The sequence below is a fragment of the Marivita sp. genome, assembly GCF_048006345.1.
In the GTDB taxonomy this organism is placed as follows: domain Bacteria; phylum Pseudomonadota; class Alphaproteobacteria; order Rhodobacterales; family Rhodobacteraceae; genus Marivita.
The window spans coordinates 2,012,461-2,038,503 of the sequence record NZ_CP180351.1 but is presented as its reverse complement, the minus strand read 5'-3'; the positions used below and the strand labels follow the sequence as shown (position 1 = coordinate 2,038,503).

Sequence of the window (26,043 nt, the reverse complement as noted above, 5' to 3'; positions counted from 1 at the left end):
GCGGCGCCCATGTTCAACCTGCGTGTTCCCTTTTTCCTGCCGCTGCATCGGCGGGCATGGACAACCGGACTCGTCTTTGCTTGGGCGCTGTTCGAATTGTGGACCGGCAATCCGGGATGGGCGCTGCTGTTCGGCGCAGCGGGAGCGTATTGCGCCTATGAATTCTTCGTGGTCTTCGACCCGAAAAACTACAAGGACAAGAAAGATGGCTGATCTTCTGCGCAAACCCTTCGGCACACACGGAAAGGTCCACGAGATCACGCCTGCCTCTGCCGGGTGGCGCTATGTGGGCTTTTCGCTCTATCGCCTGCGCGAAGGGGAGAGTGTGAGCGAGGCCACGGGTGACCGCGAGGTGATCCTTGTCATGGTTGAGGGCAAGGCCGCGATTACGGGGGCAGGGCAGGACTGGGGTGTGCTGGGCGACCGCATGGATGTGTTCGAGAAAACCCCGCCGCATTGCCTCTATCTGCCCAACGGATCGGACTGGATGGCGACTGCCGTAACTGCGTGTACGGTTGCGGTCTGCTCGGCCCCGGGCAAAGGTGGGCACGCGGCGCGGCGGATCGGGCCGGACGGCATCACGCTCACCGAACGCGGCAAGGGGGTGAACACCCGCTACATCAACAACATCGCGATGGAGAACGAAGACTACGCGGACAGTTTGCTTGTCACCGAAGTCTTCACGCCGAACGGCCACTGGTCGAGCTACCCAAGCCACCGGCATGACGAGGACGATTTCCCGCGTATCACTTATCTGGAAGAGACCTATTATCACCGCCTCAACCCCGGCAACGGGTTTGGCATACAACGGGTCTATACCGATGATGGGCAGCTTGATGAGACGATGGCAGTGAGCGATGGCGATGTGGTGCTGGTTCCACGCGGGCACCATCCTTGCGGTGCGCCTTACGGATTCGAGATGTATTACCTCAATGTCATGGCTGGCCCCTTGCGCAAATGGCGGTTCGTGCCCGCGCCCGAGGTGGAATGGATCATGAAACGGGATGCGTAAGGCCGGGCGTCAGCCTGCCAGTTCGTGTCCCAGCACAGCCTCTTCAACCAATGCGCCGCGATATGTCACGACACGCGCCGCCAATCTTGCCCCTGCCGCGATGGCCTGATCCAATGGCCCTCCGGCGATATAGCTGGCCAGAAACCCGGCGTTGAAGGAATCCCCGGCGGCGGTGGTGTCGATCACTGCGCTCACCTTCTCGGGTTGGTGGCGCGAGAGGCCAGCGTCGCTATGCACGATCATTTCACCCGGTCCGTTTTTGACCACGACGATCCCCGCGCCGTGCTGAGCGTAGCGTCGGGCGGTGTCTTCGGGGGATTGGTCCCCGAACCATGTGGCTTCGTCTTCATATGAGGGCAGGACGATGTCGCTCAGCCGGGCGGCGTCCATGATGGCTTGGGTCATATCCTGGGGGGTGGTCCAAAGCTTGGGGCGCAGGTTCGGGTCGAACACGATCTCCCCGCCGCTGGTGCTGAACTCTTCGAGCGCGGTCATCAGTGTCTCGCGGTCGTGCTGCGAGAGGATGGCAATCGTGATACCCGAGAAATATGCGATGTCCGCACCGCGCAGGGCCGTGGCAATGTCCTGTCCGGACTGCGCCAGCGTGCGCGCGGCGCTTTGGCCGCGCCAATAGCTGAAGCTGCGTTCGCCGTTCTGCAACTGGATCATGTAAAGGCCAAGCGTCCGGTCCGAGCGGCGCAGGATATTGGCGGTTCCGATGGCCTCCTGTGTCAGGAAGTCGAGCATCTGGTCTGACACCGGGTCAGTGCCGACAGCCGTGAAATAGTCCACGCGCGCCCGGTCCCCGAGCAGTTTGGCAAGATACCATGCCGTGTTCAGCGTGTCCCCCGCGAACCCCATGCGATAGGTGCCAGGGGTCTCAAGCGGGGCCATCTCGACCATGCTTTCCCCGATGCAGACGATCCGGGTCACGGGCGGAGATCCGTGAACCAGTTGTGGTTCTCGGCCTTTATCTTTTCGATCTGGATCAAGATGCGCGACAGATGCTTGTCGATCGCATCCGCCGCCGCGTCCGGGGCGCGGGCGGTTATTGCGTCCAGAATGGCGATATGCTCGTTGAGCGCAAACTTCTGCGACGACGTGTCCAGTGTCAGCATGCGCACGCGATCCATGTGGCCCTTGTTTTCGCTGATCACGTCCCAGGCGTATTCCACGCCGGATTGGACGCAGATCTCGCGGTGAAACGCATCATCCAACGCGTGAAACCGGTTTCGGTTGTTTTCGGCAATGGCCTCTTTCTGTTGCTCAATCAGGGACGACAGGGCGCGCAGACCGTCCTCGGAGATTGCGCTGCAGGCGGTTCGGCAGGTTTGCAACTCGAGCGCAAGTCGAATGAACCGCGCGCGCAGCACCGCCTCTTCAGAGATCAGACTGACAGTGGTGCCGCTTTGAGGGCGGATTTGCAGAAAGCCAAGGTTCGCCAGACGGCGGAACGCCTCGCGCACCGGTTGGCGGGACACGCCCATCTTCGCCGACACCTCGGCCTCTGAGATCTTGGTTTCCGGCGGCAGTTCAAGCGACAGGATTCGGTCGTGGAGGACCTTGAACACCTGATCCGCAATTGACGGCTGAACCTGCTGGCGGAGCTGGGGCAGGGGCAGCGGTGCGGAATTTTTCTGAGCGGTTGTGCCCACAGGTCAAGCCCTCCTGATGCGATTGGCCATGTCCCTTACATAGCACAGGGCCCCCATAGCTTTGCAACTAGGATATTAGTTGACGAGTAAAAATTGCCAAACTAGGATATTAGTCATCAGCGGACGCCGAGAAGCCATGCGCCGTTCGAGAAAAAACGGGAGGAATCATGGCGCTACTGGATGAGAATCGGCTGTTTTCGCCCGACCCGGTTTTGCGTCGTCTGTCGTTGGCGCTGTATGACACGGTCCGCGATCTGCCGATCATCAGCCCGCACGGCCATACTGACCCGCAATGGTACGCCGAGAATGCCGCCTTTCCCGATCCGGCCCGGCTGTTCGTGACGCCCGATCACTACGTGTTCCGCATGCTGCATTCGCAGGGCGTTCCGCTTGAAGCGATGGGCGTGCCCCGCGTGGATGGCGGAGAGACCGAACAGGACCCTCGCAAGATCTGGCGGCTCTTTGCGTCGCATTATCACCTGTTCCGGGGAACGCCGACGCGGCTGTGGGTCGACCACGCGCTGCAAGAGGTGTTCGGGGTGGATCAGCGCCTGTCGTCCGAGACCGCCGACGCGATCTATGACCAGATCGACGACTGCCTGAAGCAGGAGGCGTTCCGCCCCCGCGCCTTGTTCGAGCGGTTCAACATCGAAGCGATCTCGACCACCGAGAGCGCCATCGACGATCTGAAATGGCACCGCATGATCCGCGACAGCGGGTGGAGCGGGAAGGTCATCACCGCATATCGCCCGGACGCGGTGGTGGACCCGGAGTTTCAGGGGTTTGCCGCGAATGTCGCGCAGATGGGTGAGATGGCGGGCGAAGACGCGACCACGTGGAAGGGCTACCTTGCTGCCCATCGCAACCGCCGCGCCTATTTCAAGGAGTTCGGCGCGACATCGTCGGATCACGGCCATCCAACTGCGCGCACCGAAGACCTGCCGCAGGATATTGCTGCGGCGCTGTTCGACAAGGCGCTGCGCGGCGTCTGCACCGCAGATGAGGCGGATGCCTTCCGGGGTCACATGCTGACCGAGATGGCGCGGATGAGCCTTGACGACGGTCTGGTGCTGCAAATCCATCCGGGATCGGCGCGCAATCATTCCGATCCGATCATGGCGCGGTTTGGCCGTGACAAGGGCTATGACATTCCGACACGCACCGACTACGTGCACGCGCTGCGCCCTCTTCTCAACGCCGTGGGCGAACGATCCGATCTGACGATCATCCTCTTCACGCTGGACGAGACTTCCTATGCCCGCGAATTGGCGCCTTTGGCAGGGGTTTACCCGGCACTGAAACTGGGGCCGCCCTGGTGGTTTCACGACAGCTTCGAAGGGATGATGCGGTTCCGCGAAATGGCGACGGAAACCGCCGGCTTCTACAACACGGTCGGGTTCAACGACGACACCCGTGCCTTCTGTTCCATCCCCGCGCGTCATGACGTGGCGCGGCGGGTCGATTGCGCGTTCCTTGCCAACTTGATCGCCACGGGGCGGCTGGCAGAGGACGAAGCATTCGAGGTCGTACATGACCTCGCATACCGGCTTGCAAAGCAGGCTTACCGGCTCTGAGAGCCATTTTCTGGGAGGAAACCATGAATTACGTCAAAACACTCGGGGCGGCCTTGTTGGCAAGCGTTGCCTTTGTCTCTGCGGCCGCGGCCTGCGAAGTCACGCTTCGGTCGTCGGACACCCACCCCGAAGGCTACCCGACCGTTGTCGCGGTACAGAAGATGGGCGAGATGCTTGAAGAGCGCACCGGCGGCAAAATCTGCATCGAAGTGTTCCATTCAGCCCAGCTGGGGCAGGAAAAGGACACCATCGAACAGACGCAGTTCGGTGTGATCGACATGAACCGTGTCTCGCTTGGGCCGTTCAACAACATCATCGAAGAAACCCAAATCCCGTCACTGCCGTTCATCTTCCGCTCGACCGATCACATGCACCGCGTGATGGATGGCCCTGTCGGTCAGCAGATCCTTGACGCGTTCAGCGACCATGACCTTGTCGGTCTGGCGTTCTACGATGGCGGGTCGCGCAGCTTTTACAACTCGCAAAAGCCGATCCGGTCGATCGAAGACCTGGCCGGTCTCAAGTTCCGCGTGATGCAGTCGGACATCTTTGTCGACATGGTTGCCGCCCTTGGCGCCAACGCGACCCCGATGCCCTATGGCGAGGTCTATTCCTCGATCCAGACAGGCGTGATCGACGGGGCCGAGAACAATTGGCCATCCTACGACAGCTCGGGCCATTTCGAGGTGGCCAAGTATTACACGCTGAACCAGCACCTGATCGTGCCGGAAGTTCTGGTGATGTCGAAGACCAGCTTCGACAAGCTGTCCGCCGAAGAGCAGGAGATCGTCCGTCAGGCAGCCCGCGATTCCGTTCCGCTGATGCGTGAGCTGTGGCAGGAGCGCGAAAAGGTGTCCGAGCAACGCGTAAGAGATGCGGGTGTCGAGATCATCACCGATATCGACAAGACGCCCTTTATCGAAGCGATGGTGCCGGTCTACCAGAAATATGTGACCTCGCCCAAGCTTCAGCAGATGGTCGCTGACATTCAGGCCACCGAATAATCCAAGGCCCGCCCCAAGGCATCGGTTTTGGGGCGGGCACTCTGAGCAGGGTGGGCAGGCCTGACATGATGAAAACGATTGCGCTTTTGACCGGGCGATTGGCGCGCCTTGCCTTGTGGGTCGCCGGGATCGGGCTTGTCCTGATGACCGTGCTGATCGCGGCGCAGGTGTTCTGGCGCTATGTGCTGAACGACAGCATCATCTGGACCGAACCCGCGTCCGTCATGATCATGGGCTGGTTTATCTTTCTGGGTGCTGCCGTTGGCATCCGCGAAGGCTACCATCTGTCTTTCGACGTTCTGCTGTATGTGGTGCCGCACCGGATCAAGATGGTGCTGCATTCGATCTCTGATCTGGCCGTCGCGTCCTTTGGTGTCGGGATGATCTGGTACGGCTGGCAGCTTGCCGAAAAGACGGCTGGCAACAAATTGCCGGGTCTCGGAATTTCCGGCGCCTTCGACTTCGCACCCATCGTCGCGGGCGGAGTTCTGATCGTGCTGTTCTCGACCGAACGGATCGCCCGCCGCGCTGCTGGGCTGCCGACCGCACGCTTTGGCGAAGAGGCGGAGATCGACTGATGGAACTCTATGTCCTCTTCGGAACCTTCACGTTTCTGCTGCTGATTGGCACGCCTGTCGCGTTCTGTCTGGGTGTGTCCAGCTTTGCCACTATTGCCTATCTGGGCCTGCCGCCCGTCGTCGTTTTCCAACGTCTGAATTCCGGTGTGTCGGTGTTCGCGCTCATGGCGATCCCGTTTTTCATCTACGCGGGCGATCTGATGGTGCGGGGCGACATCGCCCGTCGTCTGGTGGCGCTGGCCGGAGGGTTTGTCGGCCATCTGCGCGGCGGGTTGGGGCAGGTGAACGTGCTGTCCTCGGTCATGTTCGGCGGTGTGTCCGGATCGGCGGCTGCCGATGCCAGTGCGGTTGGTGGCCTGATGGTCCCGCAGATGAAAGAGCGCGGCTATGACACCGATTACGCAGTCAACATCACCGTGGTGAGTTCGATCATCGCGCTGCTGCTGCCGCCGTCCCACAACATGATCATCTATTCCATTGCCGCCGGGGGAAAGATCTCGATTGCCGATCTCTTCACCGCGGGGATTATTCCGGGGTTCCTGCTGGCTGGTCTGCTGATGGTGGCCGCGTGGTGGATGGCGGTGCGGAAAGGCTATCCGACCCAACCGTTCCAAGGCTTCCGCATTCTCGGCACCTTGTTCGTGTCCGCCGCACCGGGTCTGATCCTTGTGGCCATCATCTTCGGCGGCGTGCGGTCGGGCATTTTCACCGCGTCCGAGTCCTCGAACATCGCGGTTGTCTATGCGCTTCTGGTGACGTTTTTCGTCTATCGCAGCCTGAGCTGGCACGACTTCATCGAAGCCACATTTGCCGCGGTGCGCACCACCGCGATGGTGCTGATGGTTATCGGCTGCGCTGCGGCGTTTGGCTGGCTTCTGGCCTACACGCGGGTGCCCGCGTCGATGGTGGCGCTGTTGCAGGGGGTTTCGGACAACCCGATCATCATTCTGCTGCTTTTGAACCTCGTGCTGCTGATCCTTGGCACCTTCATGGACATGTCGCCGCTTATCGTCATCACCACGCCGATCTTCCTGCCGGTGGCGACCGCCTTTGGCGTAGATCCGGTACATTTCGGGGTCATCCTGATCCTCAACCTTGGCATCGGGCTCTGCACGCCACCTGTGGGCGCGGTGCTGTTTGTCGGCTGTGCGGTGGGTCGTATCCCGGTCTGGGACGCGGTGCGCACGATCTGGCCGTTCTATGGCGCGGCCTTCGCGACGCTGATGCTTGTCACCTACATTCCGGCGCTGTCGCTCTGGCTGCCGTCGCTTTTCAGATGAGGCTGAAATGACCTATCCCGTTGTTCCGACCGATCCGGGTGTGACCCGGCAAGTGCTGGCAGAAAACCCCGATCTGATGGTGGTGGTGTTTCGGTTCCAAGACGGGGCCGAGGGCAAGCTGCACGACCATCCCCATGTGCAATCCACCTATGTCGAGTCCGGGCGGTTCACCTTTGTCGTCGGCGACACTGAACATGACCTCGGCCCCGGCGACAGTGTCGTGATCCCGTCCGGCGTCCGTCATGGCTGCACATGCCGCGAGGCGGGCACGCTGATCGACACCTTCACCCCGCGCCGTGACGATTTTCTTTGACCCGAAAGGCCTGACACCATGCTCAAGACCCAAACCCGCCACGCGATTGATCCGGCCACGGCAAAGACGCTGGACACCGATCAGCTGCGCGCGCACTTCCATGTCGGTGGCCTGTTCGCAGAGGGCGAGATCAACCTTGTCTATTCCCACTATGACCGCCTGATCCTTGGCTCTGCGGTGCCTGCCGGGGGCAGTCTCACGCTGGATCATGTGAAGGAAGCGGGTACGCCGTCGATCCTTGACCGTCGTGAAATGGGGGTGCTGAACATTGGCGAGGCGGGCTCCGTGACCGTTGGTGGCGCAGATTACGAGATCGGTACGGGCGAAGTGCTTTATATCGGGATGGGGTCCGGGCCGGTGACATTCAGCGGGAACGGTCGGTTCTACGTGTTGTCCGCCCCGGCGCATCACAGCTATCCGACGCGGCTGATCACTTTGGCTGACGCCCGACGCGTCGAGATGGGCGCGAGAGAAACGGCGAATGAACGGGTGATTATCCAGTTCCTGCACCCCGAGGTGTGCAAAAGCTGCCAGCTTTTGATGGGCTACACGCAATTCGCCGAAGGGTCGGTCTGGAACACCATGCCTGCCCATCTCCATGATCGCAGGATGGAGGCGTATCTTTATTTCAAGCTGCCCGAAAACCAGCGCGTGTTTCATCTGATGGGTGAGCCGTCGCAGACCCGGCACATCGTCATGGCCAATGAAGAGGCGGTGATTTCGCCGCCCTGGTCGATCCATGCGGGCGCTGGCACGTCATCCTACACCTTCTGCTGGGCGATGGCGGGGGATAATGTCGATTTCACCGATATGGACATGGTGGCGATGGGGGATTTGCGGTGAAGGCCTTTTCGCTGGAAGGACGCCGCGCGCTTGTGACCGGGGCCAATACCGGCATCGGGCAGGCGATTGCAGTGGGTCTGGCCGAGGCCGGGGCTGAAGTGATCTGTGCCGGACGCCGGGCGTGTGACGAGACCGTTGCTGCGATCACGGCAGAAGGTGGGACTGCGTCGTCGGTGCTTGTTGATTTCTCTGATCCGATGGCCGGGCAGGGGTTGTTCGACGACCAGCCCATCGATCTGCTCATCAACAACGCAGGGATCATCCGTCGCGCCGATGCGGTGGAGTTTTCCGAGGCCGATTGGGACGACGTGATGGACGTCAATCTCAAGGCGCTGTTCTTCACCACGCAGGCCTTTGCAAAAGCGTTACTCGCCCGGGGCGGCACCGGGGCGGTGGTCAACATCGCTTCATTGCTGTCCTTTCAGGGGGGCATCCGCGTGCCGTCCTATACCGCGTCAAAACATGGTGTCGCTGGGCTGACCAAGCTCTTGGCGAACGAATGGGCGGCTAAGGGCATCAACGTCAATGCGGTCGCCCCCGGTTATATCGAGACCAACAACACCGAAGCGCTGCGCAACGATCCCGACCGCAATCAAGCGATCCTTGACCGCATCCCGGCGGGTCGCTGGGGGCAGGCCGAGGACATCGCCGGAGCCGCTGTCTACCTATGTACGCCCGCGGCGCGCTACGTGCATGGCGCGGTTCTGAACGTGGATGGAGGCTGGCTTGCACGCTGACCTGACAGATCGACCACAGACAGGCATCGTGCATCTGGGCCTTGGTGCGTTCTTTCGTGCGTTTGGATGTGTTTTCATCGAAGACGCCATGGCTGCTTCAGGGGGGGATTGGGGCATTGTGGGGGTATCCCTGCGCAGCCCCGATACGCGTGATGCGCTGCGCGGACAGGATTGGGGATACACCTCGGTCACACTGGCATCTGAGGGCGAGCAGACGCGCTGGATCACCGTTCTGAATGACGTGCTTGTCGCGCCCGAAGACCCCGAAGCGGTGCTGTCGGCGATGGCGAACCCGGAGGTCCGGATCGTGACGCTGACGGTCACCGAAAAGGGCTATTGCCACAACCCCGCGACTGGTGCGCTGAACGTCGATCACCCGGATATTCAGCACGATCTGTCCCATGATGCGCCGGTCTCTGCGATTGGCTTTCTGGTTCGCGCGTTGCAGCGTCGACGGGCGGCGGGTGCGGCCCCCTTTACCGTTCTGACCTGTGACAACCTTCCCGAGAACGGACGGCTTGTGCGCGGTCTTGTGCTGGATTTCGCACGGCGGCTGGACCCGGCACTGGCGGACTGGATCGAGGCCGAGGGCAAGTTCCCCTGCACCATGGTGGACCGGATCACACCCGCCACCACTGAGGCCGACATCGCGCGGGTGGCCGAGTTGACCGGGCGTCCCGACGCGGCACCGGTGATGCATGAACCCTTTGCCCAATGGGTGATCGAAGATGACTTCGTCGGTGACGCGCGCCCGGATTTCGTCGCTGCGGGTGTCGAAATGGTGCGGAATGTCACGGCACATGAACATATGAAGCTGCGCATGCTCAACGGCACCCATTCCGCGCTGGCCTATACCGGCTATCTGGCCGGGCACGAGACCATTGCCGACACCATCGCCGATCCCGTCTTTGCCGCCTATGTGCGGCGGCTCTGGTCCGAGATCATGCCGGCGGTGCAGGCCCCCGAGGGGGTGAGCCTGACGGAGTATGCTGATGCGCTGTTCGACCGCTATGCCAATCCCGGCATCCGCCATCGGACATGGCAGATCGCGATGGATGGCAGCCAGAAACTGCCGCAGCGTCTCTTGGGCAGTCTTGCGGCCAACCTGTCTGCCGGGCGTAGCTGCCCGGCGTTGTGCCTCGCCGTGGCGGCGTGGATGCGATATGTTGGTGGCATGGATGAGCAGGGGCAGGAGATTGACGTGCGCGATCCGTTGGCGGCGCGGCTACGGGATGCATCCCACAGTGCCGATACGCCCGAGGGTAAGGTTGCAGCTTTGCTTGGAATGCGAGAAGTTTTCCCAGAGGAACTGGCGGAACAGTTGGCGCAGCCCGTGACCGAGGCGGCGATCCATCTTTGGGCCAAAGGTGCCCGCGCTGCGATCCAAGAGGGGACGCTATGATCGAAACCTGGCGCTGGTACGGTGAATTCGATCCGATCACGTTGCCTGAGGTGTTGCAGACGGGGGCTACCGGTATCGTCAGCGCCCTGCATGCCATCCCCTATGGTGAGGTCTGGCCGCGTGTGGCCATCGCGGACCGCAAGCGCGCGATCGAAGAGGCGGGGTTCGTCTGGTCCGTCGTGGAAAGCCTGCCGGTGCACGAGCGGATCAAGAAAGGCGAGGGCGACTTGTCCGCGCTTTTCGCGAATTACCGCCAGTCGATGGCCCATCTGGCGGAAGAAGGCGTGCGCACGATCTGCTACAACTTCATGCCGCTCTTGGACTGGACTCGCACCGATCTGGCGGCCCCGGTTGCCGGAGGTGCCACCTGTCTCCGGTTCGAGGCGACCCATATGGCGGCATTCGAGATCCACATGCTCGGGCGGCAGGCCGCCGAGGACGATTACAGTGACGAAGTGCGCGTGCGGGCCGCTGCGTGGTATCAGCAGGCCAGCGAGGCGGAGCGGGACAAACTGCTCAGGTCGATCATGGCAGGAATGCCGGGGGCGTTCGACCGCTACGACATTCCGGGACTGCGCATAGCGCTGGCCACTTATGACGGGATCGACCGGGACGCTTTGCGCGCGAACTACGCTCGGTTCCTGGCTGAGGTTGTCCCGACCGCCGAAGACCTTGGCATCCGGCTTTGTGTCCATCCCGACGATCCGCCGCGTGATATTCTTGGCCTGCCGCGCATCGTGTCGACGGGCGACGATCTGGAATGGGTGCTGGCGACGCAGGACAGCCCGGCCAGTGGCGTGACGCTCTGTTCCGGCTCGCTTGGCGCGCATCCGGGGAATGATGTGCCCGCAATTGCCGCGCGAGTGGCCGACCGCATCCATTTTGCGCATCTGCGCAACGTGCGCAAAGAGGCGGATGGGTCTTTCGAGGAAGCGGCGCATCTGGACGGCGATACGGATATGGTGATGTTGCTTCGGGTGCTGCTGCGCGAAGAGGCGCGGCGGAGGGCCGAGGGGCGCGCGGATCACGTCATCCCGTTCCGACCTGACCATGGCCATCATATGTTGAGCGACCATGACCGGGATTTTGTGCCCGGCTATCCGCTGATCGGGCGTTTGCGCGGGCTTGCGGAATTGCGCGGTGTGATCCGGGGGATTGGTCATGTCTGAACCGCTGGTGCTTCATCCTTCTGACAATGTGGCGGTCCTGACGGCACGGGCGCAGGCGGGCGAGGACCCTCTGGGGCTTGGTACGCCTTTGGAAAAACCGCTGTCCGCCGGGCACAAGATTGCTCGCATGGCCATCCCAGCAGGTGCGCCGATCCTCAAGTTCGGCCAGTTCATCGGCAAGGCGACCCGCGCCATTGCCGCCGGGGATCACGTTCATACGTCCAACTGCATCTTCGAAAACCCCGAGCAATCTTACGCCATCGGGGCCGATCTGGCGGCGGCACAGGCGGCAATTCCTCAAAGCGAGCCTCTGACGTTCCAAGGCTTTTTGCGCCCTGACGGACGGGTGGGCACACGCAATTACATCGCGCTTCTCGCGACGGTGAACTGTTCCGCCACGGTGATCCGCCGCGCCGCGACCGAGATCGAGGCGAGCGGTGTGCTCGACGCCTATCCCGATATCGACGGCATTGTCGCGCTGGCGCATGGCACGGGCTGCGGCATGGCAGGCAGCGGACCGGGATTCGAGATTCTTGACCGCGTGCTCTGGGGCCATGCCACCCATCCGAATGTGGGTGCAGCGGTGTTTGTGGGCTTGGGCTGCGAAGTGATGCAGATCGCGCGGATGCAATCGCATTTCGGGGCCGAGAGCACGGCGCATTTCCACGGGCTGACCATTCAGGACACCGGCGGCACGCGCGCCACGATTGATGCGATCAAGGATCATGTGGTTGGGCTGCTGCCTGAAGTGGACCGCATATCGCGCAGCCCGCAGCCGATGTCGGCGCTTCGGGTGGCGTTGCAATGCGGTGGGTCGGACGGGTTTTCCGGAATCACCGCAAACCCGGCGCTTGGGGTGGCGAGTGACTTGCTGGTTGGGCAGGGTGGCACTGCGATCCTGTCGGAAACGCCCGAGATTTATGGCGCCGAGCAACTGCTGCTGCGCCGCGCCGCTTCTGACGCGGTGGTGCAAAAGCTGATCGGTCAGATCAAATGGTGGGAACAGTACACAGCGCTGAATGGCGGATCGCTCGACAACAACCCGAGCCCCGGCAACAAGCAGGGCGGGATCACCACCATCCTCGAAAAATCGCTGGGCGCTGCGGCCAAGGGCGGGTCCACCCCTTTGACCGCAGTCTACGACTATGCCGAACACGTCGATGTGCCGGGTCTCGTGTTCATGGATACACCCGGCTATGATCCGGTGTCGGTCACCGGCCAGATCGCAGGTGGCGCGCAGATCGTGGTCTTTACCACTGGGCGCGGATCGGCCTTTGGGTCGAAGCCCGCACCGACAATAAAGCTGGCCACATCGGACCAGCTTTTCGCACAGATGCCCGACGACATGGACCTCAACACCGGCGATATCCTGTCCCAAGGTGTGACCATCGCCGAGAAGGGGCACGAGATTTTCGACCTAATCCGCGCCACGGCATCGGGTCAGGCCACGAAATCCGAAACCCTTGGCCTTGGCGATCACGAATTTGTCCCGTGGCAAATCGGGGCGGTGATGTAGACCAGCGCGCCGCTGGGCCTACCGGACCGCGCGAGCGGCTTGTCTCGGCCTGCAAATGGACGCATCTTCGCGCCATGACGCGTTCTGCAGACATCAAACACCGTGGCAGCACACGGCACTGGGCGCTTGGCCTGATCCTGGGCGGGCTGGCTGTGCTTTTGGCGACGCTTGTTCTGTTGTTGCCTGGGCTGGAACGCATCTATCTAGGCCAATTGGGCAAGCGCGAGGCATCGACCCTGACGCTTGCGGTCGAGGGCCTGACCGGATCCCTGCGCCGTTTCGAGGCATTGCCGGGTCTGATCGCAGAGCGCCCTGACCTTGCGCGCGCGCTGCGCGATCCTTCGGACACCGCCTTGATTGATCGGGTGAACGACGAACTTCACCTGACTGCAGAAGAGGTGGGTCTGTCCGACATTTTCCTGATCGACCCGACCGGTCTGACCATTGCCGCCAGCAACCACTGGAAAGCGCTGTCCTTCGTTGGCCGGAACTTTGCCTACCGTCCCTATTTCACAGGGGCGCTTGCTGGCGAGCGGGGGCGGTTCTTCGCTCTTGGAACCACGTCAGGCGAGCGTGGCTATTTCTTTGCAGATGCAGTCCGCGACGGATCCGAAATCATTGGCGTGCTGGCTGTGAAATTTACCGTTGATGCGTTCGAGGATGCTTGGCGCGACGGGGCAAACGAGATTGTTGTGCTGGACGATGCCGGGGTGATCTTCATGGCCAGCCGTCCGGAATGGCATTTTCGGTCGCTGGGACCGCTCAGCCCCGAAGCCCGTGCGGCGATCGAAGACACCAAGAAATACCCGATGGATCGGCTTGTGCCGTTGCAGACCGAGCAAGAGCCGTTCGACGACACGTTCCGTCAGGTCACCATTACCAATGACACGGGTCCGGTCGAGCGGTTCATCGTGCAAAGCCAGATGATCCCCGAAGCCGGCTGGGAGGTGTCGCTTCTCACACCGAGCGAGCAGGCGTGGACCCGCGCCATCGGGACAGCTGCGGTCTCTGCGTTGCTGCTCTTGCTGGTCGGACTGATCGCCACTGTGGTCATCCAGCGCCGCATCCAGATGCAGGAACGCATCGCGGCTGCGCTGTCGATGCAGGAAGAACTGGAACTTCGGGTGACGCAGCGCACGGCAGAGCTTGAAACGGCGAACCGCCTAATCACACAGGAGGTCGAAGAACGCCGCGCGGCAGAGACCCTGCTGCGCCAGACCCAGACCGAATTGATCCAGGCGGGCAAGCTCGCCGCGCTGGGCCAGATGGCCGCCGCGCTCAGCCACGAATTCAACCAACCGCTTGCGGCAGTGAAATCCTTTGCCCGCAACGCTGGGGCTTATCTGGATCGGGGTGAACCGGACAAGGTGCGCCAGAACGTCGGCTTGATCGACGACATGGTCGACCGACTGGCCGCAATCTCGACCCATCTTCGGAATTTTGCCCGACGCCCCGGCGAAAAGACCGAACCGGTGCTGCTCAATCGTGCGCTGGACACAGCGCTTGTCATTGTTGAACCCAAGATGCGCGCCTCGGGCTGCCGGGTGAGCCGTGATGAGATCGACGGCGAAATATGGGTTCAGGGTGGACAGGTGCGGTTGCAACAGGTCTTCGTCAACCTGCTCAGCAATGCGGTCGATGCGATGAGCGATGTGCCTGATCCCGTCGTCGATCTGGTGTTGGACCGCGACGGTGGTCATGTCCATGTGCGCGTTCGGGATCGGGGGACCGGCATGACCGACGCTGAGATCGCACAGCTGTTCGATCCGTTCTTCACCACCAAGGAGCCGGGCAAGGGCATGGGGCTGGGCCTTTCGATTTCCTACAACATCGTGCGCGATTTCGGCGGCACGCTTGAGGGTCGCAATCATCCTGAGGGGGGTGCGGTGTTCAGTGTGACACTGAAACTGGCCGAAGCCCCGTCATTGGCGGCTGCTGAATGACTGGACCTGCGCCAGTTCTGTTCGTCGATGATGAGGAACCGCTGCGGATTGCAGCGCAGCAGACACTTGAGCTGGCTGATCTGGAGTGCCGGTGCTTTGACCGTGCGGCTTCGGCGCTGCCGGTGATCGGTCCCGACTTTCCGGGCATCCTTGTCACCGACATCCGTATGCCCGGAATGGACGGAACCGAGCTTTTGCGCGCCGCCTTGCAAATAGACCCGGAGTTCCCGGTGATCCTCGTCACCGGACATGGTGATCTTGATCTCGCCGTGGCCATGATGCGCGAGGGGGCATATGACTTTATCGAAAAGCCCTATGCGCCCGAACGGCTGGTCGAGGCGGTGCGGCGCGCTTTGGACATGCGCCGACTGACCATTGAAAACCGCAGGCTGCGCACGGACATGGCCCCTCTGATCGGGATCAAGGACGGTCTGCGCGGTTTCAGCCCCGAAATGGAGACCGTCCGTCGCCAGATCCGCACAGTTGCCGTGAGCGATGCCGATGTCCTGATCGTTGGCGGGACGGGCACCGGGAAAGGGCTTGCCGCTCAGGCCCTTCACGCGGCCAGCAAACGGGCGGACCGCCCTTTTGTGGCGATCAACTGTGCCGCGCTCCCCGCTGACATGATCGAAAGCGAATTGTTCGGCCATGAGGCGGGGGCTTTTGCGGGGGCAACGCGGGCGCGGTCCGGAAAATTCGAACATGCACGGCGCGGCACGGTGTTTCTTGACGAAATCGACAGCCTGCCTCTGGCGTTGCAGGCCAAGCTTTTGCATGCCGTCGAAACGCGGTCGATCAGCCGTCTGGGATCACATGACCGGATTGATCTGGATGTCCGCTTCATCGCGGCGTCGAAATCCGATCTTGAAGCAGCTGCGGCCCAAGGCACATTTCGCAGCGATTTGCTGTATCGACTGAATGTCGTGACCATCCGGATGCCGACTTTGGCGGCGCGTCGACAAGACATCCCCATGCTCTTTCTGACCTTCGTGGCGCAAATGGCCGACCGCTATGAGCAGCCCGTACCGCAGGTGCCGGGTGCGGTTCTGGATGCGATTGCCGCGCGGGACTGGCCGGGCAATGCACGTGAGCTGCGCAATGCGGCAGAACGCTATGTCCTCGGCCTGCCGGACGGTGCGGATCAGACTCCACCGGTCGCGGGAACATTGATCGAGCGTGTTGCAGAACATGAGCGGGCACTGATCGCCGCCAGTCTTGCGGCCAATGCGGGCAGGCTGAAAGAGACCTACGAAGCCTTGGGAATCTCGCGCAAGACGCTCTACGAGAAGATGCAGCGATACGGCTTGGAGCGTGAGTCGTTCATCGAGCCAGAGAGCTGATCGTCGGCCGTGCTGCCACGCAACCTTGGCGATGTGTCGAAGGCGACCCACGAAAATGGCGGTTTGTACCCCTTTCCACCCATTGGCGGGAAAAAACCGCGTTCTTTAAAAAATGTTCGCGGTAACGGCGCTATGCGACGTGCAGGGTGACATGGTTCCTGAGCGGCAACCCGGCGAGGAGACACAGGCCGGGTGTTACATTCATTGTATGCGTTTGGGAGGAACCAATGCAGAAGATCACAGCACTCACCTTTGCCGTCACCTGTGCCATCACGGGTCAGGCATTCGCCGAAAGCCATGTCGACCGCACCGGCTGGCCGGAAAGCTTTACCGTGGGCACAGCATCGCAGGGCGGCACCTTCTTTGCCTATGGCTCGGGCTGGGCAAACCTTGTTGCAGAAGAGCTGGGCGTGTCCGGCGGTGCCGAAGTCACCGGTGGACCGATGCAGAACATGGCGCTGGTTCACACAGGTGACGCGCAGTTCGGCATGACCACAATGGGCCCGGCAGCGGAATCGCTGGCAGGAACAAACCCGATCGCACCGGGTCTGCAGATGACTAATGCCTGCGCCATGTTCCCGATGTATGAGACACCGTTCTCGGTGACCGCGCTGTCCTCGTCCGGCATCACGTCGATCTCCGAGATCCCGGCAGGTGCCCGGATCGGTTTTGGTCCGGCTGGCTCGACATCCGACACGTACTTCCCGCGGATGATGGAAGAGCTGGGCGTCAACTTCGAGCGTCGCAACGGCGGCTGGTCCGATCTTGGTGGTCAGCTTCAGGACGGTCTGCTGGACGTGATCGCGTTTGCCGCAGGCGTTCCGGTTCCTGCCGTGTCGCAGCTTGAAGTGCAGACCGACGTGAACATCATCGAGTTCACCGAAGAAGAGCAGGCCAAGATCGTCGCCGCCTTCCCGGTCTCCGCGTTCGAGATCTCGGCCGATGCCTATACGACGCTGACCGCACCTGCGCGGTCGGTGTCTATGTGGAACTTTGCAATTGCGAATTGCGACCTGCCGGCAAGCTTTGTCAACGCGGCTGTTGACGTTGTCATGTCCGACAACGCGCGGATGGTGAACATTCACCGCGCGGCCACCGCCACGCTGCCCGAGCATTGGGACAAGAACACTGTCATGAAGTGGCATCCCGGTGCAGCCCAGTGGTTCAAGGACAACGCGGGCGCTGACATTCCCGACAGCATGATCCACGGCATGTAATCTGACTTCCGGCGGCGCGACAGACGTCGCGCCGCCGCTTTTTTGCATCCCGCGCGCCAGAGGCTGCGCCAAGATGGATGCCTTTTCTCACACATGACACGAAGCGCCGACGCAAGCAGCCAAGGCGGCTTTGCCAGGGAGGTGGCAATGGTTCAGGAATCCACACAGGCCGACGCGCCGGTGATCGCGGAAGGCGTCGACGAAGAGCCGGTCGAAGCCAACCGGAGATTGTTTACGGGCTGGCGGATGCAGATTGTGGCAGCGGTTGCCGCTGTCTATGCGCTGTTCCATATGGCGGCGCTCAACGGGGTCTCGATTTCGGCCTATACCGGGATCACAGTGCCGCTCTTGCCGCAATTCCCGATGGAAACCTGGAATTTCCGGATCGTGCATATCGCGGGTGCCTTGGCCTTGGGCTTTGTCGTCTACAACGCCATGTTGTTCTCGGACAAGGACGAGAACACGCAGGGCGGCATTTGGGGCAAGCTTGCCTATGTGCTGTTTATTCCGGCTCTCTTTGCTCTGGGCACCAGCCTTTGGTTCGCACAGACAATCGCCTCTGGCACGCTGCCCGAGATGGGTGGGCTGACCACATGGCCCGCATTCGCCGGAACCCCGATTTACAATCAGGAGGTCTGGTATTTCGGATTTCCTTTGCTGATCGCAACCGGGGGCGGCATTGTCCTTGGCTGGCTCGAGACAGCGCCAAGGGATCGCTTTCGGGTGTCCGACATCCTGCTTGGCGTCTGCGGGATCGCGGTGGCGGCCTATCTCGTGGCCATCTACGGGACCGCAGCCCGCAACGCCGTGGGAACACCGTTTGTGCCGATTGGTGTGGCATTCGCCGCAACTGCCGGGTCCGCGATGATCCTCGAACTGACACGTCGCGTTGCCGGTCTGGCGCTGGTCATCATCACCGGCGTGTTCCTTCTTTACACTTTCGTCGCGCACCTGCTGCCCGGCATCCTCGCGGTGCAAAGCGCCTATAGCTGGCAGCGGTTCTTCGGCCATGTCTACTCGGACGCCGGTATCCTCGGCCCGACTACGGCCGTGTCGTCGACTTATATCATCCTCTTCATCATCTTCGCGGCCTTCCTTCAGGCGTCGAAAGTGGGCGACTACTTTGTCAACTTCGCCTTCGCCGCAGCCGGTCGCGCACGGGGTGGTCCGGCAAAGGTTGCGATCTTCGCCTCGGGCCTGATGGGTATGATCAACGGCACGTCTGCCGGTAACGTGGTGGCGACCGGATCGCTGACCATCCCGCTGATGAAGAAGGTCGGTTACCGTCCGACGACTGCTGGTGCTGTCGAAGCCGCCGCCTCGACCGGTGGGCAGATCATGCCGCCGATCATGGGGGCAGGGGCCTTCATCATGGCCGAGATTACCGGCATTCCGTATCAGGAGATCGCCATCGCGGCCATCATCCCGGCGATCCTTTACTTCGTGTCGGTCTACTTTATGGTCGATTTTGAGGCGGCCAAGCTGGGCATGCGGGGCATGCGCGAGGATGAACTGCCGAAACTCGCCAAGATGGTGCGTCAGGTCTACCTGTTCATCCCGATCATCATTCTGATTGCTGCGCTGTTCATGGGGTATTCGGTGATCCGTGCGGGTACGCTCGCGACGATGGCCGCTGCCGTGGTCAGCTGGCTGACCCCGTTCCCGATGACCCTGCGGGGCATTGCCAAGGCGTTTGAACTGGCGGGCATCATGTCGATCCAGATCATCGCAGTCTGTGCCTGTGCGGGTATCATCGTCGGTGTGATCTCACTGACCGGAGTCGGTGCACGCTTCTCGGCTGTGCTTCTGGACCTTGCAGGTGTAAGCCAGCTTCTGGCGCTGTTCTTTGCCATGTGTATCGCGATCCTGCTGGGGATGGGGATGCCGACAACGGCGGCCTATGCGGTGGCTGCGTCGGTTGTGGCACCGGGGCTTGTGCAGCTTGGCATTCCGCAACTGACCGCGCATTTCTTCGTGTTTTACTTCGCGGTTCTGTCAGCCATCACGCCCCCCGTGGCTCTGGCCAGCTACGCGGCGGCGGGTATTTCGGGTGCGAACCCGATGCAGACCTCGGTTGCCTCGTTCAAGATCGGCATCGCGGCCTTCATCGTGCCCTTCATGTTCTTCTACAACAGCGCCCTCCTGATGGACGGCACGTGGTTCGAGGTGATCCGCGCCGGGATCACGGCGACCTTCGGCGTGTTCCTGTTGTCAGGTAGCGTTCAAGGCTGGTTCATGGGTCAACGATCGGCGTGGTTCATCCGCGTGGGTCTGCTTGCTGCAGCGCTTCTGATGATCGAAGGCGGTCTGGTGACAGACCTGATCGGCATTGCTGTGACCGCAGGTGCATGGCTGATCCAGCGCTTCCTGCACCCTGATCCCAATGCCAGCATCGCGGTACGTGGCGCGGACTGAGACACATCGAGCAGCAACAAACCAAGGGTCGGCCTGAAAGGGCCGACCCTTTCTTTGTGCGGATCACTGGTCTTCCAGAACCTTGCGCGCCACGCGGAAACACTCCAACGCCTGCGGCACACCGCAATAGATGCCCACCACGTGGATGATCGCGCGGATCTCTTCTTTGCTAACGCCGTTCTTGATTGCGCCGCGACAGTGGATTTCCCATTCGTGCATCTTGCCCAAAGCACCGATCATGGCGAGGTTCATCATCGACCGTGTCTTGGGATCGATCACATCATCGCCCCATCCAAAGCCCCAGCACCACGCGGTCATTGCTTCCTGAAACGGGCGGGTGAAATCATCGGCGCTGGCAAGGTTCTTTTCGACATAGTCTGAGCCCAGCGTCGCCTTGCGCTGTTCCAGCCCTTTCAGGAAAAGGTCTTCGTCGAATGTGCTCATGGCGGGTCTCCCTGTTGTGCCGTGTCACGCAAGAGTTTGGACGGGTTTTCAGGCAAGGCCAACCAGCGTGATGCGGAGCATGACATATCGCTGTGACACGCGAACGCTACTGCACGCTGGGACAGAGGCATCCGATCAAACGGGCGGATCTGCATCGACAAATCCGTCGAAGACGATTGCAGTCCCGCACCGGTCCCGCGATACATACACATGGTCCTCTTGGACATACGGACACATCTCGACGATGCCCTCATTGAAGAACATTGCGGCTGACCCGCCGCCCGAGACGAAATCCCGAAAGGTGTTCGATGGCAGTTTCCTCGTGCTCCTTGCCCTGACACTTGCGGGCGGGGTCGCAGTGGGGGTCGTGTCAGGTTGGGGTCGCGTGGGCGACATTCTGCTTGAAACCTTCGGTTTTCTGGCCGTGCTCGCGCCCAAGATCGGTGCGGGGATCTTCATCGCGGCGACCCTGCCGATCCTGTTGCCCCGCGACCGGGTCGGGCGGTTGATCGGTCGGGAAAGCGGTGTCCGCGGATTGGTGGTGGCAACCGCCTGCGGGGCAGCCATTCCAGGTGGGCCGATGATGACTTTCCCGCTTGCTGCAGGGTTGGGTGTGGCTGGGGCGGATTTGGGCGCAGTGATCGCTTTCATCTCGGGATGGAGCCTGTTGGGACTGAACCGCACCCTGATCTGGGAGTTCTCTTTTCTGCCCACAGACCTTGTCTGGACCCGCTACTTGCTGAGCCTGCCGATGCCCGTCCTGTTGGGGATGGCGGCGCGGTCCTTGATGCAAAGGCGCGCCGCGTGAACATTCTCATCGGAACAGTGCTCATCGGGGCGGGTGCGATCTGGCTTTGGTTGCAATTGCCGAACGAGGAGTGGCGCAGGGCATCTTACCGAGCGTCACTGGACACGTTCCTCTTTACCGCGCCACGGGTGATCGTCGCCCTGCTGGGCGCAGGGTTCTTTGCCGAATTGCTACCCGAGGACCAGGTGCGGCAGCTCTTGGGAACCGAGGCCGGGATCACTGGCATTCTCTTGGCCATTGCGCTTGGACCACTCACACCGGGGGGAGCGTTCGTCAGTTTCGCCATTGGCGCCGCCGCACTCAAGGCTGGGGCCTCGCCGGTCGCGGCAATTGCCTATGTCACGTCCTGGTCGCTGTTTTCGACAACCAAGATCTTTGCCTACGAGTTGTCTTTCATGGGGCGTCAGGCGACATTGACCCGTATCCTTGTGAGCCTTCCGGTACCCTTTGTGATCGCGGCAGTTGTTTCGGTGCTGATGTGAGCCTCGCACGGCTTGAGCGTTCACGACTTCGGCAACAACCGCTTGATCCGGCGGCAATCAAATGCCGCAGCATTGTGCCTGCAACAGATGGGCGTTACCTGCTCCAAGCCAATTGACCCATAATACCCAGCCCGAGGGTAACGGGTCTTTTGCCTCTCGTTGGTCTTCTGCAAGGCTTGCTACCGCGTTAGAGTGAAGAAATGGACATCGTCCTCGTCACCACGATCATCGCTTCGCTGTTTCTCGTCATCGGCGCGGCAGAGCCGCTCGCGGCGCGACTTCGGCTGCCCTACAGCGTGATCCTTGCCACGCTGGGCATTCTGATCGGTGCCAGCGCGACCTTCTTCCTGCAGACGGAATTGACGGACGCGCTCAACCCCGTGGCCGAGGCGATCCTTGCCCTGCCGATCCGGTCCAATGTCTTCCTCTATGTGTTCCTGCCGACCCTGCTGTTCCAGGCGACGTTGGGGATGAACTTGCGAAGAATGCTGGATGACTGGGTTCCGATCCTTGTCCTGGCCATCGTCGCGGTCGTCGTTGCCACCCTCAGCGTCGGATACGCTCTTGCCTGGGCAAGTGCGCTGCCGCTGGCGGCGTGTCTGCTGATCGGCGCGATTGTGTCGACAACCGATCCCTCGGCGGTGGTGTCGATCTTTCGCTCAATCTCGGCGCCGCAGCGGCTGACACGGATCATCGAAGGCGAAAGCCTGTTGAATGACGCGGCAGCGATTGCGCTTTTCGGCCTTTTCATGGGGTTCGTGATGCTGGGTGTCCCCGACCCGGAACTGTCGGACGCGGTCGCGCAGTTTCCGGTGCTGATCGCAGGCGGGGCTCTGACCGGATGGCTGGCGGCGCGGCTCGCGGTCTGGATCATGGCGATCGTGAACCAGCACGAACTGGCGCAATTGTCGATCTCGGTCGCGCTGCCCTATCTGGCCTATATCGGCGCGGAGCAAATGATCGGAGCGTCCGGCGTGATTGCCGTGGTGGCCGCAGGCATCACGATGAACCTGACCGCTCCGGGTCGCTTGCCGCCCCAGACATGGACAAACCTGCGTGAACTCTGGGGTGTGCTGGCGCATTGGGCGGGCGCGCTGATCTTTATTCTGGCGGCCTTGTTGATCCCGCGCTTGCTGGAAGAGGTGCGTCTGGGAGATTTCGCCCTTGTCGCGGTGGTTGTCTTGGCCGCCATTGCCGCGCGGGCGGTGATCCTCTTTGGCCTTTTGCCGATCCTGAGCTTTTTCGGCACATCGCCCCCCGTCGAACGCCCATACCGCGTGGTGATCCTGTGGGGCGGGCTGCGGGGCGCTTTGACCCTCGCGCTGGCGCTTGCTGTGACGGAAAGTTTCCGCATTCCGGTCGAGACAAAACGGCTTGTCGGGATATTGGCCACGGGTTTCACGCTGTTTACGCTGATCGTGCAGGGCACGACGCTGCGCTGGGTGATCCGGAGGCTGGGTCTGGATCGGCTGTCCCCCATCGACGAGGCACTGTCGCGCCAGGTGATCGCCGTGGCCTTGCAGACGGTGCGCGAGTATGTGGCGACGACCACCGAAAACTATGATCTGAGCCGCGACATTGTCCGGTCCGAGGCCAAACGGTTCAGCACACGTCTGGATGATGCGGTGAAATCTGCGGAAGACAGCGCGGATATTCTGGACCGGGACCGCATCACGCTGGGGCTGATCGCGCTGGCGGGTCAGGAACGCGACACCATCCTGCTGCGTGTCCGCGATCGCACCATTTCCGCGCGGATCGCGGAACAGGTCCTTTCCGATGCGGAGCGTCTTATCGAAGGCGCACGGACGCAGGGACGTAGCGGATATCAGCGCGCGGCCCGGCGCAGCATCTCCTACGGCCGGACTTTCCGGATGGCCGTGTTTCTTCACAACCGGGTGCGCCTCTCCCGTCCGCTGGCGCTGATGACCGCCGATCGCTTTGAATTGCTGCTGTCGCAGCGCTTGATCCTGCGTGATCTGGGTGACTTCATTCAGGCGCGCATCCGGCGTATTCATGGGCGTCGCGTTGCCGACCTCCTGCAGGATTTGCTCTCGCGTCGGAACGATGCCATCGAAACCGCGTTGGAAGGATTGCGGCTGCAATATCCCGGCTATGCCGAAGAGCTGGAGCAGCGCTTTATCCGCCGCACGGCGCTGCGGATCGAAGAACGCGAATATACCGCGATGCGCGATGACGGTCTGATCGGAGCCGAGGTCTTTACAACTCTGATGCAGGATATTGCCGGCCGTCGCATCTTGGAAGAGGTGCGGCCCAATCTTGATATCGCGTTGCAGCGCGCTGAATTGATCCGCCAGTTGCCACTTTTTGCCGATCTCGATGAGGCGGCACAAAAACGGCTGGGGCGGGCTCTCAAGACCCGCTACGTGAATGCCGACGATATTGTCGTGCGCAAGGACAGCCCGGCTCGAAACGTCTTCTTCATCGCCTCTGGCGCTGTTGAACTTGTCACCGCGCGGCAAACTCTGCTTTTGGGGCGGGGCGAGATGTTCGGACAGATGGCGGTTCTGTCCAAGAAAAACCCACGCGCCATGGTACGTGCGATTGCTCCCTCGACCTTTCTTGTTCTGGACGAAACGCGTTTCCGGCGGCTTCTTGAAAGGAGCAATTCGCTTCGGAACGCGGTGCGCGCCAGCGCGGAGAAGCGCGGAATTCCTCCTTCGCAAATCATGCCCGGGGCCGCTGAATAGGCGCGCTGGGATCGGTACTGCAGGCGCTAGAAGGTTTAGTACACGACACCCTTGCGCAGGATGAAACAGCCGAACGGGCGGTCTTCGGTGCATTGCACCACGGCAAAGCAGGTGGCCGCGTGTTTGTAAAACGCCTGCCGTTCGATGCTGGACAGTACGCCGCCTTCGGGCAGGCGCGGTTGCAGGACATCCCAAACGGCCTGATGCGCCTCCGAAATTGTGTCGGGTGCGTTGTCGATCTCCATCCGAAGCGCAGAATAGGTATGGAAGCTGTCAAGCGGCATCACCTGAGTGATCAGGTCGGCCAGTGTCGGCGCATCATGGCCGGGATAATGGATCACCTCTTTGACGATGCACCCCGCGGCAGAAGCGGCTGACGGGTAGTTGCGGTCGGTCAACACGATCTCATCGCCATGCCCCATCCGGGCTAGTGTGTAGAGCAGGTCAGGTGTCAGGCGCGGGTCCAGTCCGATCAACATGGCAGGGCTCCATTGGCAGAAGGCAAGGCCCGACCTCGCACGTGGCTGGGTCGGGCCTGATGGTCTTAGCGTGGCGGCAGAGGCATCCAGTCGGCCATGGCCACATCCGCGTGCTGGAATTGGGGCATCTTCGCGCCGAGGTCTTCCATGTTGCGGATATCGTTGTCGTTCAGGAAGGCCTGCGTGATGAGGGTCGGCGGCACGATCACCGATGCGCCCGGGTTCTCGCCTGCCAGCATCAGCGCCAGTGCGCGAACGGACACTTCCCCAACAACCGCCGGGTTGGTCGCCACGGTTGCTTTCCATCCGCTGCCCGCCTCGCGCATGAGTGCGATGTCGGCGGTCGAGATGTCGGCGGAGTAGATGCTCAGATCACCGCCGATGCCCAGCTCGTCTGCGGCGATCTTCACACCTTTGGCAAACTCGTTATAGGGCGCGAAGAAGACCGAGATGTTCGGGTTCGCCTGCAGGGCCGCGCGCGCCTGGTTGGCGTTCGCGTTGGCAATCGGGTTGTCGAGCGTGCCGATGCGCGCCGCTTCGGTGATGCCGGAATTGGCGGCCTTAACCTCTTCCCACGCGACATGGCGACGGTCCAGCGGGGCGATGCCTGGCACGTAGACGTAGCCGGCGGCAAAGCTGTTGCCGTTGTCTTCGATGGCCTGTTCGAGTGCCAGCTTGCCCAGCAGGTAATCCGACTGTTCGATCTGCGGGATCGCCTCGTTCTCGACGTTCACATCAAAGGCCACCACCTTGATCCCCGCATCGACAGCGCGCTGTGCGGCGTCGCGCATGGACTCGGTCAGACCGTGCTGGATGATGATCCCATCGACGCCAAGCGCGATGGCCTGATCCACCATGTCGGCCTGTAGCGCTGCGTCCTGACGGCTGTCGAGCACCCGCAGGTTTACACCAAGTGCTGCGGCCTGCGCCTCGACGCCCGACAGATACGCCTGGAAAAAGTCACCGGTGGACAGGTAGCGCACCAGCGCGATGGTCACGTCGCCGGGATTGTCCAGCGGGGCGGGGGCGCTCTGCGCCGTGGCGGCACCCGCACCGAGGGCGAGGCTGGCGGCGCTCGTAAGGGCCATGAAGTGACGTCTCAGCATGATGATATCCTCCCTATC

The 26,043-nt window shown here is 61.7% G+C and carries 24 protein-coding genes; 19 read left to right on the top strand and 5 right to left on the bottom strand.

The window, feature by feature from the left end:
* Positions 1–9: 9 nt before the first annotated feature.
* Positions 10–213 (top strand): hypothetical protein, encoded by a 204-nt coding sequence (locus tag ACMVPR_RS10095; RefSeq protein ID WP_300587819.1) that lies wholly within the window; start codon positions 10–12, stop codon positions 211–213.
* Positions 206–1,012 (top strand): 5-deoxy-glucuronate isomerase, encoded by an 807-nt coding sequence (gene iolB, locus ACMVPR_RS10090; protein WP_416882762.1) that lies wholly within the window; start codon positions 206–208, stop codon positions 1,010–1,012. Before ACMVPR_RS10095 ends, iolB begins: the two co-directional genes overlap by 8 nt.
* Positions 1,013–1,021: 9 nt before the next feature.
* Here iolB and ACMVPR_RS10085 read toward each other — a convergent pair whose 3' ends face one another.
* Both ACMVPR_RS10085 and ACMVPR_RS10080 read right to left on the bottom strand, forming a co-directional pair.
* Positions 1,022–1,945 carry a sugar kinase gene (locus ACMVPR_RS10085; protein ID WP_416882761.1) on the bottom strand — a complete coding sequence of 308 codons (924 nt, stop codon included), beginning with the start codon at positions 1,943–1,945 and terminating at the stop codon, positions 1,022–1,024.
* Positions 1,942–2,667 carry a GntR family transcriptional regulator gene (locus ACMVPR_RS10080; RefSeq protein ID WP_416882760.1) on the bottom strand — a complete coding sequence of 242 codons (726 nt, stop codon included), beginning with the start codon at positions 2,665–2,667 and terminating at the stop codon, positions 1,942–1,944. The genes ACMVPR_RS10085 and ACMVPR_RS10080 overlap by 4 nt, the downstream gene beginning before the upstream one ends.
* 167 nt (positions 2,668–2,834) lie before the next feature.
* Between ACMVPR_RS10080 and uxaC the strand changes: the two genes are divergently transcribed.
* The 14 genes from uxaC to ACMVPR_RS10010 all read left to right on the top strand — a co-directional run bounded on the left by uxaC (position 2,835) and on the right by ACMVPR_RS10010 (position 19,998).
* A complete protein-coding gene (uxaC, locus tag ACMVPR_RS10075) occupies positions 2,835–4,241 on the top strand; it encodes a glucuronate isomerase (RefSeq protein WP_416882759.1) in 1,407 nt (468 codons plus the stop codon).
* A gap of 23 nt (positions 4,242–4,264) precedes the next feature.
* Positions 4,265–5,245: a TRAP transporter substrate-binding protein gene (locus ACMVPR_RS10070; protein ID WP_416882758.1), complete on the top strand. Its 981-nt coding sequence runs from the start codon at positions 4,265–4,267 to the stop codon at positions 5,243–5,245.
* A 68-nt stretch (positions 5,246–5,313) separates the two neighbouring features.
* Positions 5,314–5,823 (top strand): TRAP transporter small permease, encoded by a 510-nt coding sequence (locus ACMVPR_RS10065; RefSeq protein WP_416884645.1) that lies wholly within the window; start codon positions 5,314–5,316, stop codon positions 5,821–5,823.
* Positions 5,823–7,103 (top strand): TRAP transporter large permease, encoded by a 1,281-nt coding sequence (locus ACMVPR_RS10060; protein ID WP_416882757.1) that lies wholly within the window; start codon positions 5,823–5,825, stop codon positions 7,101–7,103. The genes ACMVPR_RS10065 and ACMVPR_RS10060 overlap by 1 nt, the downstream gene beginning before the upstream one ends.
* A gap of 7 nt (positions 7,104–7,110) precedes the next feature.
* Positions 7,111–7,416, top strand: coding sequence for a cupin domain-containing protein (locus ACMVPR_RS10055; protein ID WP_416882756.1), 306 nt, complete (start codon positions 7,111–7,113; stop codon positions 7,414–7,416).
* Positions 7,417–7,434: 18 nt separating this feature from the next.
* Entirely contained in the window at positions 7,435–8,259 is an 825-nt protein-coding gene (kduI, locus tag ACMVPR_RS10050) for a 5-dehydro-4-deoxy-D-glucuronate isomerase (protein WP_416882755.1), read from the top strand.
* Positions 8,256–8,996, top strand: coding sequence for a 2-dehydro-3-deoxy-D-gluconate 5-dehydrogenase KduD (gene kduD / locus ACMVPR_RS10045; RefSeq protein ID WP_416882754.1), 741 nt, complete (start codon positions 8,256–8,258; stop codon positions 8,994–8,996). Before kduI ends, kduD begins: the two co-directional genes overlap by 4 nt.
* The gene (locus ACMVPR_RS10040) at positions 8,974–10,398 is read left to right on the top strand and encodes a mannitol dehydrogenase family protein (protein ID WP_416882753.1); all 1,425 of its coding nucleotides are present in this window, start codon (positions 8,974–8,976) and stop codon (positions 10,396–10,398) included. Before kduD ends, ACMVPR_RS10040 begins: the two co-directional genes overlap by 23 nt.
* Complete coding sequence (uxuA, locus tag ACMVPR_RS10035; protein ID WP_416882752.1) at positions 10,395–11,567, top strand: mannonate dehydratase; 1,173 nt, start codon at positions 10,395–10,397, stop codon at positions 11,565–11,567. The genes ACMVPR_RS10040 and uxuA overlap by 4 nt, the downstream gene beginning before the upstream one ends.
* Complete coding sequence (locus ACMVPR_RS10030; protein WP_416882751.1) at positions 11,560–13,083, top strand: UxaA family hydrolase; 1,524 nt, start codon at positions 11,560–11,562, stop codon at positions 13,081–13,083. The genes uxuA and ACMVPR_RS10030 overlap by 8 nt, the downstream gene beginning before the upstream one ends.
* A gap of 74 nt (positions 13,084–13,157) precedes the next feature.
* Positions 13,158–15,026 carry a sensor histidine kinase gene (locus tag ACMVPR_RS10025; RefSeq protein WP_416882750.1) on the top strand — a complete coding sequence of 623 codons (1,869 nt, stop codon included), beginning with the start codon at positions 13,158–13,160 and terminating at the stop codon, positions 15,024–15,026.
* The gene (locus ACMVPR_RS10020) at positions 15,023–16,366 is read left to right on the top strand and encodes a sigma-54-dependent transcriptional regulator (protein WP_416882749.1); all 1,344 of its coding nucleotides are present in this window, start codon (positions 15,023–15,025) and stop codon (positions 16,364–16,366) included. Before ACMVPR_RS10025 ends, ACMVPR_RS10020 begins: the two co-directional genes overlap by 4 nt.
* A 227-nt stretch (positions 16,367–16,593) precedes the next feature.
* Positions 16,594–17,583, top strand: coding sequence for a TAXI family TRAP transporter solute-binding subunit (locus tag ACMVPR_RS10015; protein ID WP_416882748.1), 990 nt, complete (start codon positions 16,594–16,596; stop codon positions 17,581–17,583).
* A gap of 147 nt (positions 17,584–17,730) precedes the next feature.
* On the top strand, positions 17,731–19,998 hold the full coding sequence (locus tag ACMVPR_RS10010) for a TRAP transporter permease (RefSeq protein ID WP_416882747.1): 2,268 nt from the start codon (positions 17,731–17,733) through the stop codon (positions 19,996–19,998).
* A gap of 63 nt (positions 19,999–20,061) precedes the next feature.
* Here the strand turns inward: ACMVPR_RS10010 and ACMVPR_RS10005 are convergent, their stop codons facing one another.
* Positions 20,062–20,442 (bottom strand): carboxymuconolactone decarboxylase family protein, encoded by a 381-nt coding sequence (locus ACMVPR_RS10005; RefSeq protein WP_416882746.1) that lies wholly within the window; start codon positions 20,440–20,442, stop codon positions 20,062–20,064.
* Between the two features lie 244 nt (positions 20,443–20,686).
* Here ACMVPR_RS10005 and ACMVPR_RS10000 point away from each other — a divergent pair, with 244 nt between their 5' ends.
* From ACMVPR_RS10000 to ACMVPR_RS09990, 3 genes are all read left to right on the top strand, one after another.
* Positions 20,687–21,250 carry a hypothetical protein gene (locus ACMVPR_RS10000; RefSeq protein WP_416882745.1) on the top strand — a complete coding sequence of 188 codons (564 nt, stop codon included), beginning with the start codon at positions 20,687–20,689 and terminating at the stop codon, positions 21,248–21,250.
* Positions 21,247–21,732, top strand: coding sequence for a hypothetical protein (locus ACMVPR_RS09995; protein WP_416882744.1), 486 nt, complete (start codon positions 21,247–21,249; stop codon positions 21,730–21,732). The genes ACMVPR_RS10000 and ACMVPR_RS09995 overlap by 4 nt, the downstream gene beginning before the upstream one ends.
* Positions 21,733–21,932: 200 nt before the next feature.
* A complete protein-coding gene (locus ACMVPR_RS09990) occupies positions 21,933–24,440 on the top strand; it encodes a cation:proton antiporter (protein WP_416882743.1) in 2,508 nt (835 codons plus the stop codon).
* Between the two features lie 35 nt (positions 24,441–24,475).
* Here ACMVPR_RS09990 and ACMVPR_RS09985 read toward each other — a convergent pair whose 3' ends face one another.
* Complete coding sequence (locus ACMVPR_RS09985) at positions 24,476–24,919, bottom strand: RbsD/FucU family protein (protein ID WP_416882742.1); 444 nt, start codon at positions 24,917–24,919, stop codon at positions 24,476–24,478.
* A 65-nt stretch (positions 24,920–24,984) separates the two neighbouring features.
* Positions 24,985–26,025 carry a substrate-binding domain-containing protein gene (locus ACMVPR_RS09980; RefSeq protein WP_416882741.1) on the bottom strand — a complete coding sequence of 347 codons (1,041 nt, stop codon included), beginning with the start codon at positions 26,023–26,025 and terminating at the stop codon, positions 24,985–24,987.
* Positions 26,026–26,043: the final 18 nt, after the last annotated feature.

Bases quoted from the DNA above. Each gene is read 5' to 3' on its own strand.
- ACMVPR_RS10005 (WP_416882746.1), bottom strand. From the start codon at position 20,442: ATGAGCACATTCGACGAAGACCTTTTCCTGAAAGGGCTGGAACAGCGC.
- ACMVPR_RS10000 (WP_416882745.1), top strand. From the start codon at position 20,687: ATGCCCTCATTGAAGAACATTGCGGCTGACCCGCCGCCCGAGACGAAA.
- ACMVPR_RS10010 (WP_416882747.1), top strand. From the start codon at position 17,731: ATGGTTCAGGAATCCACACAGGCCGACGCGCCGGTGATCGCGGAAGGC.
- ACMVPR_RS10095 (WP_300587819.1), top strand. From the start codon at position 10: ATGTTCAACCTGCGTGTTCCCTTTTTCCTGCCGCTGCATCGGCGGGCA.
- uxaC (WP_416882759.1), top strand. From the start codon at position 2,835: ATGGCGCTACTGGATGAGAATCGGCTGTTTTCGCCCGACCCGGTTTTG.
- uxuA (WP_416882752.1), top strand. From the start codon at position 10,395: ATGATCGAAACCTGGCGCTGGTACGGTGAATTCGATCCGATCACGTTG.
- ACMVPR_RS10065 (WP_416884645.1), top strand. From the start codon at position 5,314: ATGAAAACGATTGCGCTTTTGACCGGGCGATTGGCGCGCCTTGCCTTG.
- ACMVPR_RS09980 (WP_416882741.1), bottom strand. From the start codon at position 26,025: ATGCTGAGACGTCACTTCATGGCCCTTACGAGCGCCGCCAGCCTCGCC.
- ACMVPR_RS09990 (WP_416882743.1), top strand. From the start codon at position 21,933: ATGGACATCGTCCTCGTCACCACGATCATCGCTTCGCTGTTTCTCGTC.
- ACMVPR_RS10025 (WP_416882750.1), top strand. From the start codon at position 13,158: ATGACGCGTTCTGCAGACATCAAACACCGTGGCAGCACACGGCACTGG.
- ACMVPR_RS10070 (WP_416882758.1), top strand. From the start codon at position 4,265: ATGAATTACGTCAAAACACTCGGGGCGGCCTTGTTGGCAAGCGTTGCC.
- ACMVPR_RS10020 (WP_416882749.1), top strand. From the start codon at position 15,023: ATGACTGGACCTGCGCCAGTTCTGTTCGTCGATGATGAGGAACCGCTG.
- kduI (WP_416882755.1), top strand. From the start codon at position 7,435: ATGCTCAAGACCCAAACCCGCCACGCGATTGATCCGGCCACGGCAAAG.
- ACMVPR_RS10030 (WP_416882751.1), top strand. From the start codon at position 11,560: ATGTCTGAACCGCTGGTGCTTCATCCTTCTGACAATGTGGCGGTCCTG.
- ACMVPR_RS10060 (WP_416882757.1), top strand. From the start codon at position 5,823: ATGGAACTCTATGTCCTCTTCGGAACCTTCACGTTTCTGCTGCTGATT.
- ACMVPR_RS10055 (WP_416882756.1), top strand. From the start codon at position 7,111: ATGACCTATCCCGTTGTTCCGACCGATCCGGGTGTGACCCGGCAAGTG.
- iolB (WP_416882762.1), top strand. From the start codon at position 206: ATGGCTGATCTTCTGCGCAAACCCTTCGGCACACACGGAAAGGTCCAC.
- ACMVPR_RS10015 (WP_416882748.1), top strand. From the start codon at position 16,594: ATGCAGAAGATCACAGCACTCACCTTTGCCGTCACCTGTGCCATCACG.
- ACMVPR_RS10040 (WP_416882753.1), top strand. From the start codon at position 8,974: ATGGAGGCTGGCTTGCACGCTGACCTGACAGATCGACCACAGACAGGC.
- ACMVPR_RS09985 (WP_416882742.1), bottom strand. From the start codon at position 24,919: ATGTTGATCGGACTGGACCCGCGCCTGACACCTGACCTGCTCTACACA.